At 64.2% G+C, this 13,772-nt stretch carries 11 protein-coding genes; 8 read left to right on the top strand and 3 right to left on the bottom strand.

Going from position 1 to position 13,772, the window contains the following annotated elements; genetic code table 11:
* The coding region (locus Q0K06_RS12315) for a pyruvate carboxylase (protein ID WP_294552969.1) at positions 1–2,807 on the bottom strand (2,807 nt) is incomplete at its 3' end.
* Positions 2,808–3,189: 382 nt separating this feature from the next.
* Between Q0K06_RS12315 and recG the strand changes: the two genes are divergently transcribed.
* Genes recG through Q0K06_RS12300 form a run of 3 tightly spaced genes read left to right on the top strand, consistent with a single transcriptional unit; the run spans position 3,190 to position 6,157 of the window.
* A complete protein-coding gene (gene recG, locus Q0K06_RS12310; protein ID WP_294552966.1) occupies positions 3,190–5,274 on the top strand; it encodes an ATP-dependent DNA helicase RecG in 2,085 nt (694 codons plus the stop codon).
* 26 nt (positions 5,275–5,300) lie between these two features.
* Positions 5,301–5,750 carry a GNAT family N-acetyltransferase gene (locus tag Q0K06_RS12305; protein ID WP_294552963.1) on the top strand — a complete coding sequence of 150 codons (450 nt, stop codon included), beginning with the start codon at positions 5,301–5,303 and terminating at the stop codon, positions 5,748–5,750.
* A 26-nt stretch (positions 5,751–5,776) separates the two neighbouring features.
* Complete coding sequence (locus Q0K06_RS12300) at positions 5,777–6,157, top strand: C-GCAxxG-C-C family protein (RefSeq protein WP_294552960.1); 381 nt, start codon at positions 5,777–5,779, stop codon at positions 6,155–6,157.
* 63 nt (positions 6,158–6,220) lie between these two features.
* Here Q0K06_RS12300 and Q0K06_RS12295 read toward each other — a convergent pair whose 3' ends face one another.
* Together Q0K06_RS12295 and Q0K06_RS12290 are read right to left on the bottom strand one after the other, a co-directional pair.
* Positions 6,221–7,606 (bottom strand): DUF4179 domain-containing protein, encoded by a 1,386-nt coding sequence (locus Q0K06_RS12295; RefSeq protein WP_294552957.1) that lies wholly within the window; start codon positions 7,604–7,606, stop codon positions 6,221–6,223.
* Between the two features lie 2 nt (positions 7,607–7,608).
* Positions 7,609–8,079: a sigma-70 family RNA polymerase sigma factor gene (locus Q0K06_RS12290; protein WP_294552972.1), complete on the bottom strand. Its 471-nt coding sequence runs from the start codon at positions 8,077–8,079 to the stop codon at positions 7,609–7,611.
* A gap of 179 nt (positions 8,080–8,258) precedes the next feature.
* On the opposite strand from Q0K06_RS12290, the gene mutY reads away from it, so the two are divergent.
* Genes mutY through Q0K06_RS12265 form a run of 5 tightly spaced genes read left to right on the top strand, consistent with a single transcriptional unit; the run spans position 8,259 to position 13,626 of the window.
* Complete coding sequence (mutY, locus tag Q0K06_RS12285; RefSeq protein ID WP_294552954.1) at positions 8,259–9,335, top strand: A/G-specific adenine glycosylase; 1,077 nt, start codon at positions 8,259–8,261, stop codon at positions 9,333–9,335.
* Positions 9,325–10,689, top strand: coding sequence for an aldehyde dehydrogenase (locus Q0K06_RS12280; RefSeq protein WP_294552951.1), 1,365 nt, complete (start codon positions 9,325–9,327; stop codon positions 10,687–10,689). Before mutY ends, Q0K06_RS12280 begins: the two co-directional genes overlap by 11 nt.
* A gap of 35 nt (positions 10,690–10,724) precedes the next feature.
* On the top strand, positions 10,725–11,324 hold the full coding sequence (locus tag Q0K06_RS12275; protein ID WP_294552949.1) for a thymidine kinase: 600 nt from the start codon (positions 10,725–10,727) through the stop codon (positions 11,322–11,324).
* Positions 11,325–11,329: 5 nt separating this feature from the next.
* On the top strand, positions 11,330–12,205 hold the full coding sequence (locus tag Q0K06_RS12270) for a 4Fe-4S cluster-binding domain-containing protein (RefSeq protein ID WP_294552946.1): 876 nt from the start codon (positions 11,330–11,332) through the stop codon (positions 12,203–12,205).
* A gap of 32 nt (positions 12,206–12,237) precedes the next feature.
* Complete coding sequence (locus Q0K06_RS12265) at positions 12,238–13,626, top strand: MATE family efflux transporter (RefSeq protein WP_294552943.1); 1,389 nt, start codon at positions 12,238–12,240, stop codon at positions 13,624–13,626.
* Positions 13,627–13,772: the final 146 nt, after the last annotated feature.

The following is a 13,772-nucleotide window of genomic DNA, read 5'->3' as shown; positions in this document are numbered from 1 at the left end:
CCCTTGAGCACCACCCGCTGCAAATCCTCGGGGAAGCCCCAGGCCGGCTGGCCCATCATGCCCTTGAAGTAGCTCACCACGCTGTCGGGGAAGGTGAGGGCTTCTCCCCGCTCCACAATGTTCTCCGGCGTCAGGTTGTTCTGCACCATGAAGATGGCCAGGTCCCCCACCATCTTGGAGGAGGGGGTCACCTTCACGATGTCGCCCAGCATGTCGTTGACGGTCTTATACATCTCCTTGACCTCTTCGAACCGGTGGCCCAGGCCCAGGGAGATGACCTGGGGGTACAGGTTGGTGTACTGTCCGCCGGGAATTTCGTAGCGGTAGATGTCGGTGGTGGGGTTCTTCAGGCCGTGGTCAAAGCTCTCATACCGCAGGCGCACGTCGGACCAGTAGTCGTCCAGCTTCTGCAGCCGCTGCAGATCCAGGCCGGTGTCCCGCTCCGTGCCCTGGAGGGCGGCCACCACCGCGTTCATGGAGGGCTGGCTGGTCAGGCTGGACATGGAGGCGATGGCGCAGTCCACAATGTCCACCCCTGCCTCGGCGGCCATAAGGTAAGCGGCTACCTGGTTGGCGGTGGTGTCGTGGGTGTGGAGGTGGATGGGCAGGCCCACCTCCTGCTTCAGGGTGGACACCAGCTTCTTGGCCGCATAGGGCTTGAGCAGGCCGGACATGTCCTTGATGGCCAGCAGGTGGGCCCCCCGGCGCTCCAGCTCCTTGGCCAGATTCACATAGTACTGAAGGGTGTACTTGTCCCGCCTGGGGTCCAGAATGTCGCCGGTGTAGCAGATAGTGGCCTCGCAGAGCTTGTTCTCCTTGAGCACCTCCTCCATGGCCACCTCCATGCCGGGCACCCAGTTGAGGGAGTCGAAGATGCGGAACACGTCGATGCCGCTGCGGGCGGACTCTCTGACAAACTCCCGGATCAGGTTGTCGGGGTAGTTGGTGTAGCCCACCGCGTTGGCCCCGCGGAGGAGCATCTGGAAGGGGATGTTGGGGATCTTCTTCCGCAGGGTGTCCAGCCGCTCCCAGGGGGACTCATGGAGGAACCGGTAGGCCACGTCAAAGGTGGCGCCCCCCCACATCTCCAGGGAGAAGCAGCCGGCCAGAATTTCACTGGTGCCCTCGGCCGCCAGGCGCAGGTCCCGGGTGCGCACCCGGGTGGAGAGCAGGGACTGGTGGGCGTCCCGCATGGTGGTGTCGGTGATGAGCAGCTTCTTCTGAGAGAGCACCCACTTCTTCACCGCCTCAGGGCCCTCCCGGTCCAGCAGCTGCTTGAGGCCCTCAGGCCGGCTGCCGGTGACCGGCGGGAACCGGGGAATGTCGTACTGCTTGCGCTCGGCGGAGGGGCTGTCCACCTGAATCTGGGCGATGTACTTGAGCACTTTGGTGGCCCGGTCCCGGCCGGTGTTGATGTCAAAGAGCTCGGGGGTCTCGTCGATAAACTTGGTGTGGCACCTGCCCGCCTGGAAGGCCGGGTGGGTGAGGATATTGGTGATAAAGGGGATGTTGGTCTTGACGCCCCGGACGTGCTCCTCGCTGACGGCCCGCACCGCCTTGTGGCAGGTGCCCACAAAGGTGTTGTCCCAGGCGGTGACCTTGACCAGCAGGGAGTCGTAGTAGGGAGAGATGACCGCGCCGGTGTAGGCGTTGCCGCCGTCCAGCCGGACGCCGAAGCCGCCGCTGGACCGGTAGGCGGTGATTTTGCCGGTATCAGGGGCAAAGTTGTTGGCAGGGTCCTCGGTGGTGACCCGGCACTGGATGGCGTAGCCGCTGATGTGTACGTCCTCCTGGCGCGTCAGGCCGATGCGGGGATCGGACAGGGGGCAGCCCTCGGCGATGAGAATCTGGGCCCGCACCAAATCCACGCCGGTGACCATCTCGGTGACAGTATGCTCCACCTGAATCCGGGGATTCATCTCAATAAAGTAGTGGTTGCCGTCCCTGTCCACCAGGAACTCCACAGTGCCTGCGTTGACATAGCCCACGTGGCGGGCCACCTTCACCGCGTCGGCGTGGAGCCTGTCCCGAATCTCCTGAGGCACGCTCCAGGCGGGGGCGTACTCCACCACCTTCTGATACCGCCGCTGGAGGGAGCAGTCCCGCTCCCCCAGGTGCATTACGTTGCCGTACTGGTCGCCCAGGATCTGCACCTCGATGTGCTTTGGCTCCACCAGGTACTTTTCGATGAAGATATCCTCGCTGCCGAAGGCCTTTTTGGCCTCGCTGCGCACCAGCTCAAAGGCGGGTTTGACCTCCTCCGGCGTGTCGCACCGGCGCATACCCCGGCCGCCGCCGCCGGCGGCGGCTTTGAGAATGACGGGAAAGCCGTAGGACACAGCCTTCTCCAGGGCCTCGTCCGCGTCCCGCAATGGGCGGTCAGAGCCGGGTATGGTAGGCACGCCGCAGGCAATGGCTGTGGCCTTGGCAGCCAGCTTGTCGCCCATACGGGCGAGCACCTCAGAGGAAGGGCCGATGAACTTGATGCCCTCAGCCTCGCAGGCCCGGGCAAAGTCCGGGTTCTCGCTGAGGAAACCGTAGCCCGGGTGAATGGCGTCTACCTTCCGCCGCTTGGCCAGGTCGATGATGGCGGGAATGTCCAGATAGGCCCCCAGGGGGGATTTATTCTCGCCGATGAGGTAGGCCTCGTCGGCCCGGGTGCGGAACAGGCTGTTGATATCCTCGTGGGAGTACATGGCCACAGTGTGGAGTCCCAGGTCATAGCAGGCGCGGAACACCCGGATGGCGATCTCGCCGCGGTTGGCCACCAATACCTTGTTGAATATGCGCTCTGTCACTTGCCTCATCCTTTCTTTCTCCGCCGGTCCGGTCAAACTGCTGTGTTAAAAAATATTATATCGATTACAGCTCTGTTTTGCAATGGAATTTATGACGCTCTGCAAAAAAAGAAAAGAAAGACATATGGCAGGAGAAAAAATGACAAAAAATGAAAGAGCAGAACATATCTTCTGCAAAACCGACAAGAGAAAACGTAAAATGAAAAGGAGACGGGTAAAAAGAGGTAGTTGGGACTTAACCTTGTCTGACAGGCGGTAAAGCAAAAAAACAAGACGGAAGGATGAAAAGAAAACGGTTAAGATGGTTCTTAATTGTGAAGGGCTGGGAACGCTTGTTTGGCCGCTTATTTTATGGTAGACTAGGCCTCACAGGCTGGAAAGGGGGAGTACCATGGCGCTGACGCTGGAGAGCGGGCTCAGGGAGCTGCCGGGCATCGGCGGCGCCCGGGCCGCCAGGCTGGCAAAACTGGGCCTGGCCACCGTGGGGGACCTGCTGGGGTATTATCCCCGCAGTTACGAGGACCGGACCAAAATCTCCACCATCGCCGCCGCGCCGGAGGAAGTGCCAGTGTGCGTGGCGGCCCTGGTGGCGGAGACGCCCCGGGTGTCCCATATCCGAAAGGGCCTGGAGCTGGTGAAGGTGAAGGCGGCCGACGAGACGGCGGTGATGACCGTCACCTTCTTCAACCAGGCCTATGTGCGGGACGCCCTGCGCCTGGGGGAGAGCTACATTTTCTATGGTAAAGTGGAGCGGCAGGGCAGGGGGCGGCAGATGACCAACCCGGTCTTCGAGCGGGAGGGCGCTGCCCGGTTCACCGGCTGCATCATGCCGGTCTACCCCCTGACGGCGGGCATCTCCAACAACCTGCTGGCCGGGCTGGCCCGGCGGTGCGTGGACGAGTGCGCCGGGCAGGTGCCCGAGCTGCTGCCCGAGGAGGTGCGCCTGGCCCACAGCCTGGCCCAGGTGGAGTTCTCCTGCCGGAACATCCACTTCCCCGAGAGCTGGGAGGCGCTGGAGATTGCACGGCGGCGGCTGATTTTTGAGGAGTTCTTCCTCCTCTCCTGCGGTATGTCCCTGCTGCGCACGGGACGGGACCGGGGCGCCGGTCCGGGGGTGGAGAGGCGGGATTTGGCGCCGTTTTTGTCCCTGCTGCCCTTCTCCTTCACCGGCGCCCAGCGCCGTACCGTGGACGAGGCGGCGGCGGACATGGCCTCGGGCCGGCCCATGAACCGGCTGGTCCAGGGCGACGTGGGCTCGGGCAAGACGGCGGTAGCCGCCGCCTGTGCCTGGCTGGCCTGGCAGAGCGGCTGGCAGAGCGCCATGATGGCCCCCACCGAGATCCTGGCCGAGCAGCATTTCCGCTCCCTGTCCGCCCTGCTGTCCCCCGCCGGGATGAAGGTGGGGCTGCTCACCGGCAGCATGAAGGCCGCCGAAAAGCGGAAGGCAAAGGCGGCCCTGGCGGCGGGCGAGGTGGACCTGATGGTGGGCACCCACGCCCTGCTGAGCGAGGGCGTGGAATTTCACAAGCTGGGGCTGGTCATCACCGACGAGCAGCACCGCTTCGGCGTGGCCCAGCGTGCGGCCCTGGCGGCCAAGGCGGACGGCGGTCTGCGGCCCCATGTGCTGGTCATGTCCGCCACCCCCATCCCCCGTACCCTGGCCCTCATCGTGTACGGAGATTTGGACGTGTCAGTTATTGACGAGCTGCCCCCCGGCCGCACGCCGGTAGAGACCTTTGTGGTGGGGGAGGACAAGCGGCAGAGGATGTACAGCTTTGTGCGCAAGCTGGTGGCTGAGGGCCGACAGGCCTATATCGTCTGCCCCGCTGTGGAGGAGAACCCGGACGGAGAGGGCGCCTTCGGCGGTCTGGCTGACCTGAAGGCGGTGACCACCTATGCCGAGACCCTGAAAACCCAGGTGTTTCCCGACCTGCGGGTGGCCTTTGTCCACGGCAAGATGAAGCCCAGGGACAAGGACGCGGTCATGTCCACCTTTTCCGCCGGTGACATTGACGTACTGGTGTCTACCACCGTCATTGAGGTGGGTGTGGACGTGCCCAACGCGGCGCTGATGATTGTGGAGAATGCGGAGCGCTTCGGTCTGAGCCAGCTCCACCAGCTCCGGGGCCGGGTGGGCCGCGGCAAGCACAAGTCCTACTGCGTGCTCATGACCGCCACCCACAGCCAGGACAGCCGGGCACGGCTGAAGGTGCTGGCCTCCACCACCGACGGCTTCAAAATTGCCGAGGAAGACCTGAAGCTCCGGGGTCCCGGCGACTTCTTCGGCTCCCGGCAGCACGGCCTGCCCCAGCTCCACATTGCGGACCTGGCGGGAGATGTGCGGCTGCTCAAGGAGGCCCAGCAGGCCGCCCGTGACCTGTTGGAGGCCGACCCGGGGCTGGAGAAGCGGAAGCACCGCCCCCTGCTGGAGCGGGTGAAGCGGATGTTCAGCGACAACCCGGATATTTTCAATTAATATATATAATGGAAAGGAAGAATAAGATGCTTACAATGAGACCCATGGTGTCCGGAGACCGGGACGCGGTCATGGGCATGGTGACAGACTTCTACCACAGCCCGGCCGTGGAGCATGAGGTGGACTTTTCCACCCTGGAGCAGGCGTTCCGGGACGCGGCTGACCCGGCGCAGCCCCTGATTGAGGGCCTGCTGCTGCTGGAGGACGGCGAGCCGGTGGGATACTGCTACCTGTCCTGGAACTACGCCTCTGAGGTGGGCGGCAAGGTGCTCATTTTCGATGAGCTGTACCTCAAGGACAGCTGCCGGGGCAAGGGCTACGGCAGTCAGGTGTTCAACCAGGTGATGGCGGCCCACCCCGAGTGCCGCCGCTTCCGGCTGGAGGTCACCCCGGCCAACGCGAACGCAGCCCGGCTCTATGAGCGGCTGGGCTTCCGCTTCCTGCAATACAACCAGATGGTGCTGGATGCGGAATAAATCAGAGAGAAAACGAGGAAAAACCAATGACGAAACAGGAACATGTAAACGCCCTTCGGGCGGACACAACGGTACACTACAACTGCTGTCAGTCGGTGCTCATCCCCTTTGCACAGGAGTGCGGCCTGAGCCACGAGGCGGCCAACGCCCTGGGCAGCAACTTTGGCTCCGGCATGCGCCGGGGCGCCACCTGCGGCGCCGTTACCGGCGCGCTGATGGTGCTGGGCATGACCGGCAAGGACTCTGCCGCCGCCAAGGAGCTGACCGACGCCTTCAAGGAGAAGAACGGCTGTCTGGACTGCGCCCAGCTTCTCGCCGAGGCCGCCAAGCGGGGAGAGCCCCGCAAGCCCCACTGCGACCGCATGGTCCGTGAGGCAGTGGAGCTGCTGGAAAAGCTGCACAAGTAAATTTTGTCCACAAAAATCCCGCCGGGTGTGGAAAACTCCACGCCCGGCGGGATTTTTTGCGTTCTATTTTAGGGTTACGGAGATGGGAGTGTCCAGGTCCTTGCGCTGGGTGAAGTGGAGGGAGAGCTCCACGGTGGGCGCATCGTACCCCACCAGCGGATAGAGCTCCACGAAGTACCCCTCGGGCACGGTGAACGCGGCGTCCGTGCCGTACCACAGCTCACCTACATGCAGGGAGCTGTGGGTGTTGAAATAGCAGGTCTCGCCGCCGGGGGCGCGGTAGCTGCCGCCGCACACCTGATAGCTCACCATGTGATACTCGTCGCTCTCCGGCGGCTCCGGGGCCAGGAAGGCCAGCTCGGTGACGGAGTCCTCTGTCCGGTTCACCGCCAGCTCCACGCCGTCGGGCAGGGGATCCAGGGCCATGCCCTGCTCCAGATCCACCGTCACCCACGCCCTGTCTGGCTCCAGCCACTCCAGACGGGTGATGTGGAGCTTCAGGTGGGCGGGGTCTGCAAAGAAGGTGGTGTCGCACATGTGGGCGTTGCCCAGAGCGCCGATGGAACCGGAGGAACTGTCCCCGTACCGGTTGCCCTTCTCGTCCTCCAGGTAGAAGTCCAGCCCCGCCAGGGAGGCGGTGTTGTCCGGGTGTTCCTCCACGGTCAGGCGGCCATGGGTGGGGTAGCTGTCCAGGGCGAAGCGGAGCAGCTGGCCGTCCACCTCCACCCAGTCCCCCATGGGGATGGACACCACGTCGTTGAGGTGGGAGGCGTCCAGAGGAATCTCGAAGAAGAAATCCCCCTCATAGGCGGGAGTGGTCTCCTCTCCATCGCCCAGCGCGGGTCTGGGAACATCCACGGCGCCGCCGTCCTCGCCCTCCAGATGGAGGGTGAGCCGCAGCACCTCGGGGAAGCGGAAGGTATCGTCCGAGACGTGGACGGACACCGCCCCGGTCAGTTCGCCGGGGTCAAAGGCGGAGGAGGAGATGGCACAGCCCTCCAGAGGGACGCCATCCCCGTCAGCCAGGTCGGCGGAGGCCATGTAGTGGCCGTGGGGGCCGTCCACCTTCAGGAAGAACTGAAGCTGTCCCTGGTCCAGAATCAGGTATTCCAGGCGCAGGGTGACACCGTTTTGTATTTGTTCCTCGCCGATATACTGGGCGTAATTGTGTTCCACCGCCAGCTTCAGGCTGGGGGAGAAGGCCACGGCAGCCATCAGCTCCCGCAGCACAGGGACAGTGGAGCAGGCCTGGGCAAAGGGCATGGAGTAGTTGACCAGCAGCACAAAGGCCGCGGCCACGCCTGCCAGACTGGCAGCCGGAATGCCGCACCAGCGGCCGGCACGCCTGCGGCGGAGCCTGGCTCTGGCCCGGTCCACCGTGCCGTCCAGCGCAGGGGGAACCTGCTCCAGCTCCCGGAGCAGGGCGTTGTATTCCTCATTTCGGTTCATGGTCACACCTCCTCGGTGTCGCTTAATTCCAGTTTCAAAAGGGCCAGTGCCCGGCGCTGCCGGGTGACCACCGTGCCCTGGGGAATGTCCAGAGCCTGGGAGGTCTCGGCCAGGGTCAGACCGGTGAAGTACCGCAGAATGACCACCGCCCGCAGGTCCCTGGGCAGCCGGGCAATGGCCTCCTTCAGGGGCAGGTTGTCGAAGGCCTCGGCCGCCGTCTCGGGCAGCTCATCCATACCGGTCTCCCGGGCGCGGCGGCGCAGCTCGTCGTTGCAGACGTTGATGAGAATCCGGGTCAGCCAGGTGTGGAAGAACTGGGGCTGGCGCAGCTTGCGGCAGGCGGTCAGGCCCTTGTACACCGCCTCGTCCACCGCATCCAGGGCCATGGACGGACTGTGGAGGTAGAGCAGCGCCGTGCGGTACAGGGCGGTGCGGTATTCATGTGCCTTGTGGGCGTACTCGTTGGCGTCCAGAGGGGATCCCTCCTCTCAGTTGAATTGGAGCTCCTTTTCACCCATTAGACGGACTTGGGCATGGGTTTGATTGGCCTGTTGAAAAAAGTTTTTCTTCATTATATAATGTCTGCTGGACAAGCCGCAACGCGGTTTGTCCGCCCAATTTCTGAGAGAAAATATATCTGCGGAGGTCACCCTTGAGAGAACTGGAACAACTGCCCATCCCCCTGCTGGCCTGGTACCACGAGAACGCCCGGGTGCTGCCCTGGCGGAGCGATCCCACCCCCTATCACGTCTGGGTCAGCGAGATTATGCTCCAGCAGACCCGGGTGGCCGCCGTAATGGGCTATTACAGCCGCTTCATGGCGGCCCTGCCCGACGTGGCAGCCCTGGCGGCGGTTGAGGACGACACCCTGATGAAGCTCTGGCAGGGGCTGGGGTATTACAGCCGTGCCCGCAACCTGAAAAAGGCCGCCGGACAGGTGATGGAGCGGTACGGCGGGGCCATTCCCGCCAGCTATGAGGAGCTGCTCACCCTGGCCGGAGTGGGGGAGTACACGGCGGGGGCCATCTCCTCCATCGCTTTCGGCATCCCTGTCCCGGCGGTGGACGGCAACGTGCTCCGGGTGGTCTCCCGCATCGCCGGGGACGAGGGGGACATCACCCTCCCTGCCACCAGGAAGCGGATGGGACGGGCGCTGCAGGAGATCATCCCCACCGCCATGCCGGGCGCTTTCAACCAGGCCATGATGGAGCTGGGGGCAACCGTGTGCCTGCCCAACGGCGCACCCCTGTGCGATAAGTGTCCGGCGGCGGGCTTCTGCGCCGCTCTGGCCCAGGACAAAATCAATTCCCTCCCCGTCAAAGCACCCAAGAAGGCACGTCGGGTGGAGGAGCGGACGGTATACCTCATCTTCCATGAGGGTAAAGTAGCCCTCCGCCGCAGGCCGGAAAAGGGCCTGCTGGCCGGACTGTGGGAGTACCCCAACGAGCCGGCGGAAAAAACGGGTATACTGGAATCGTGGGGTATCGTCCCGGCGTCTCAGCGGTGGGGCGGCACGGGAAAGCACATCTTCACCCACATTGAATGGCACATGACCGCCCGGATGGTACACGCGGAGACGGAGGCGCTGCCCGAGGGATGGGTGTGGGCCGACGGCCCTGCTCTGCGGCAGATTTACGCCGTGCCCAACGCCTTCCAGCCCTTCACGCCCCTGGTGGAGGAGGGACTGGCCGGAGCGGGCAATACACAGGAGGTAATGGATGGAATTTGAGACCATGGTGTCCCGGCAGCGGGAATTTTGGAATACCGGAGCCACCCGCAGCGTGGAGTGGCGGCTCATTCAGCTGAAAAAGCTGGAGCAGGCCCTGGAGGAGCGGGAGGAGGCCCTGTGCGCCGCCCTGAAGGCCGATCTGGGCAAGGCGGCCTATGAGTCCTGGCTCAGCGAGATCGGCATGACCCTGGGGGAGCTGCGCTTTGCCCGCAAGCACCTGAAGAAGTGGGCGGCGGTTAAGCGGCGTCCTTCGGCCATGCCTCTCTTCCCGGCCAGCAGCCGGGTGGTGCCCCAGCCCTACGGCACCGTCCTCATCATGTCCCCCTGGAACTACCCGGTGCAGCTCACCCTGGTGCCCCTTGTCTCCGCCCTGGCGGCGGGCAACTGCGCCGTGGTGAAGCCGTCGGCCTACGCGCCCAACGTGTCCAGTGTGGTGGCCGAGCTGCTGGGGGACATTTTCCCGCCTGAGTACGTGTCCGTAGTCCAGGGCGGCAGGGCGGAGAACGCCGCACTGCTGGAGCAGGACTTTGACTATATCTTCTTCACCGGCTCTCCCGCCGTGGGCAAGACGGTGATGGCCGCGGCAGCACAGCACCTGACCCCCGTCACCCTGGAGCTGGGCGGCAAGTCGCCGGTGATCATCGCCCCGGACGCCAACATTCCCCTGGCCGCCCGGCGCATCGCCTGGGGCAAGTTCCTCAACGCGGGCCAGACCTGCGTGGCCCCCGACCACGTGTATATCCCCCAAAACCTGCGGGACGCCTTTGTGAAGGAGCTGGCCGGACAGATCCATCAACTCTACGGCGCTGACCCTCTGACCGGACCTGACCTGCCCAAAATCATCAACGAAAAGCACTTCAACCGGGTTGCCGGTCTGATGGGGAGCGGAAAGACCGCCGTGGGCGGCCGCACTGACCCGGCTGCCCGGCGCATCGAGCCCACGGTACTGGTGGACGTGGCGGAGACGGACAGCGTGATGCAGGAGGAGATCTTTGGCCCGGTGCTGCCCGTGCTCACTTATGACAGTCTGGACAACCTCATCGCCCGGCAGCAGAAGAAGGCCCGTCCCCTGGCGCTCTATCTCTTCACGGGGGACAGAGCACTGGAGAAGCGGATTGTCTCCGCCCTGCCCTCGGGCGGCGTGTGCGTCAACGACACGGTCATCCACCTGGCCAATCCCCACGTGCCCTTCGGCGGCGTGGGCAACAGCGGCATGGGCGCCTGCCACGGCAGGACCGGCTTCGATACCTTTACCCACTACCGCACGGTGGTGCGCCGGGGGAAGCTGGACCTGCCTCTGCGGTACCCACCCTACGGGGGCAAGAACCTGAATGTAGTGAAAAAGCTCATGTAATATGGGTCCAATTGAGAGAGAAAGAGGAGAGACGGATGGCAAAGCTCTATTTCCGCTACGGGGTCATGGGCTCCAGCAAGACGGCAAACGCCCTGATGGTGCGGTACAACTATGAGGAGCGGGGCCAGGAGGCCCTGCTGGTGAAGCCCGCCATTGACCAGCGGGACGGCGCACGCTTCGTGGCCTCCCGGGCCGGGCTGAGCAACCCCTGCATCTACTTTTCCGACCTGCGGGCCATGTCTCCGGAGGAGCTGAAGCCCTACGCCTGCGTCATTGTGGACGAGGCCCAGTTCCTCAGCAGGGAGGAGGTGCAGTACCTGACCTATCTGGTGGACGAGCTGAACCTGCCTGTCATCTGTTACGGCCTGCGCTCCGACTTCCGGGGAGAGCTGTTCCCCGGCTCCCGGGAGCTGCTCGCCTGCGCCGATATTATCGAGGAGATTAAGACCATCTGCTGGTGCGGCAAGAAGGCCACCTACAACGCCCGCTTTGACGCCCAGGGCCGTGTGCTCAAGGAGGGGGAGCAGGTGGTGCTGGGGGCCAATGACCAGTACATCGGCCTGTGCCGCAAGCACTGGAAGGAGGGCAACCTGGGGCCCGACTGGCGCAAGACCCTGCCCGGGGAGGCGGAGTGAGGGCCATGAAGTGCAGCATCTGCCCCCGCAAGTGCGGGGCCGAGCGGACCGAGACTGCCGGCAGCGGCATATGCGCCATGCCGTCTCTGCCGGTGCTGGCCCGTGCCGCCCTCCACATGTGGGAGGAGCCCCCCATCTCGGGTACCTGCGGCTCGGGCACCGTGTTTTTCTCCGGCTGCTCTCTCAAGTGTGTGTTCTGTCAGAACGACGAGATCAGCCACGGCAACTTCGGCAAGCCCGTCACGGTGGAGCGGCTGCGGGAGATCTTCTTCGAGCTCATCGCCCAGGGGGCCCACAACATCAACCTGGTCAACCCTACCCACTTTTCCCACGCCATCGCCAAGGCGCTGGCCGAGCCTCTGCCGGTGCCGGTGGTGTGGAACTCGGGGGGCTACGACGAGGTGAACACCCTCCGTGCTCTGGAGGGGAAGGTGCAGATCTACATGCCCGACCTGAAGTACCTGGATTCCGCCGCTGCGGCGCGGTACTCCGGCGCGCCTGACTACCCGGAGAAGGCGGCGGCGGCCATCCGGGAGATGGTGCGCCAGACCGGCCCCTATGAGCTGGACGGGGAGGGCCTGCTGAAGAAGGGCGTGCTCGTCCGGCACCTGATTCTGCCCGGCCGGGTGAAGGAGGCCAAGGCGGTGATGGACTTTGTCTCGGAGCAGTTCCCGCCCCACACCGTCCTCTTTTCCCTCATGAGCCAGTATGTGCCCTGCGGCCGGGCGGCGGAGTACCCGGAGATCAACCGCCGGGCCAGAAACTCGGAGATCCGGGCGGCGGAGGCGTACTTCTCCGCCCTGAACCTGGACGGCTTCACCCAGGAGCTGCTCTCGGCCACCGAGGGTTTTATCCCCAATTTTGACCTGACCGGCGTATAGGTGTGTCCGCCCCGAAGGAGAGGAAGATAACATTGAAATGGAAGCAACGGGCCGGGAGCCGCCGCATGGGCACCATGTGGCGGCTGTCCTGGCCCGCGATTATGGAACAGATTCTGGCCACCATGGTCAGCTATGTGGACACCGCCATGGTAGGCGTCCTGGGCGCGGGAGGCACGGCGGCAGTGTCAGTGAACGCGGCGTCCATCTGGCTCATCAACGGCATTCTGGCCGGTGTGGGCGTCGGCTTTTCGGTGCAGATCTCCCACGCGGTGGGCGCCGGGGACGACAAGCGTGTGCGGAAGGTGCTGGGACAGAGCGTGCTGGGGGCCTTTGCCTGCGGGCTTATAGCCCTGGCGGTGTATCAGCTGCTGGCCGGATTTATCCCGCTGTGGCTGGGGGCCAAACCCGACGTGTACCCCGACGCCGTGGCCTATCTGCGGTGCTACACCGCCGCCCTGCCCTTCGCCTCGGCGGGCATCGTGTTCTCCGCAGTGCTGCGGTGCATGGGCAACAGCAAGGCGCCTCTCATCCTCAATACTTTGGCCAACCTGCTCAACATTGTGCTCAATTTCTTTTTCATCTACCCCACCCGCCCGGCAGAACTCTTTGGAGGGACGATTACCATCCCCGGCGCCGGGCTGGGCGCCGCGGGGGCGGCCATCGCCTCCGCCATCGCTCTTACCGCATCAGGCGTGGCCATGGTGTGGGTGGCGCTGCACCAGGGAGAGCGGTACCGGGTGAAGCTTCGGGAGAGCCTGGGGCCGGACGGGCCCATTCTCCGCCGGGCGGCTATGCTGGGGCTGCCCTCCGCTGCCGAGCGGGCTACTGTAAACCTGGGACAGATCGCCATGACCGCCCTGGTGGCCCACCTGGGTACCGTAGCCCTGGCGGCCAACCAGATTGCCACCACCGCCGAGGGCCTGTGCTACCTGCCGGCTTACGGCATCTCCTACGCTGCCACCGCCCTGGTGGGTCAGTCGGTGGGGGAAGACAGCCGGGAGGACGCCGAGGCCTACGGCGACCTGTCCGGCATCCTGGGCTTTGGGCTGTGCGTGGGGACCGGCGTGCTGCTCTTCCTGCTGGCCGCGCCCCTGGCAGGGCTGTTCAACACAGACCAGACTGTGGTGGATCAGGCCGCCATGGTGCTGCGCATCGTGTCAGTGGCCGAGCCCTTCTTCGCCGCCTCCATTGTGTTCACCGGCGCCCTCCGGGGCGGACAGGATGTCCGCTTCCCCATGGTGGTCAGCCTGGTGTGCATGTGGGGCGTGCGCATCGCCCTGGCACCGCTGCTGGTATTCCAATTCGGCATGGGCCTGGAGGCGGTGTGGATCGCTATGGCCGCGGACCTGATTCTGCGGGGCGTTCTGTGTACCTTCCGGTGGCGCAGCGGCCGCTGGCGGAAATACTGCGGACTTGCATAATAAAACGGGTTTTGAACGCACATCTGCGCGGTCAAAACCCGTTTTTTTGTTGCTTAAAGAACCACTGGGTCTGCCAGTGGATAAAGAGCTTATAGCTATGGACAAAAAAAGACTCCCCGATAGATTAAGTTAAGGTCTGCCAACCT

This window comes from uncultured Pseudoflavonifractor sp. (genome assembly GCF_944387805.1).
Taxonomy (GTDB): domain Bacteria; phylum Bacillota; class Clostridia; order Oscillospirales; family Oscillospiraceae; genus Pseudoflavonifractor.
Note: the sequence above shows the minus strand (reverse complement) of the source record. Positions and strands in the feature narration are given on the sequence as shown.

What these genes read in the sequence shown, in the direction of transcription:
- Q0K06_RS12270 (WP_294552946.1), top strand. Translation starts at nt 11,330, where the DNA reads ATGAAGTGCAGCATCTGCCCCCGCAAGTGCGGGGCCGAGCGGACCGAG.
- Q0K06_RS12300 (WP_294552960.1), top strand. Translation starts at nt 5,777, where the DNA reads ATGACGAAACAGGAACATGTAAACGCCCTTCGGGCGGACACAACGGTA.
- recG (WP_294552966.1), top strand. Translation starts at nt 3,190, where the DNA reads ATGGCGCTGACGCTGGAGAGCGGGCTCAGGGAGCTGCCGGGCATCGGC.
- Q0K06_RS12280 (WP_294552951.1), top strand. Translation starts at nt 9,325, where the DNA reads ATGGAATTTGAGACCATGGTGTCCCGGCAGCGGGAATTTTGGAATACC.
- Q0K06_RS12275 (WP_294552949.1), top strand. Translation starts at nt 10,725, where the DNA reads ATGGCAAAGCTCTATTTCCGCTACGGGGTCATGGGCTCCAGCAAGACG.
- Q0K06_RS12305 (WP_294552963.1), top strand. Translation starts at nt 5,301, where the DNA reads ATGCTTACAATGAGACCCATGGTGTCCGGAGACCGGGACGCGGTCATG.
- Q0K06_RS12295 (WP_294552957.1), bottom strand. Translation starts at nt 7,606, where the DNA reads ATGAACCGAAATGAGGAATACAACGCCCTGCTCCGGGAGCTGGAGCAG.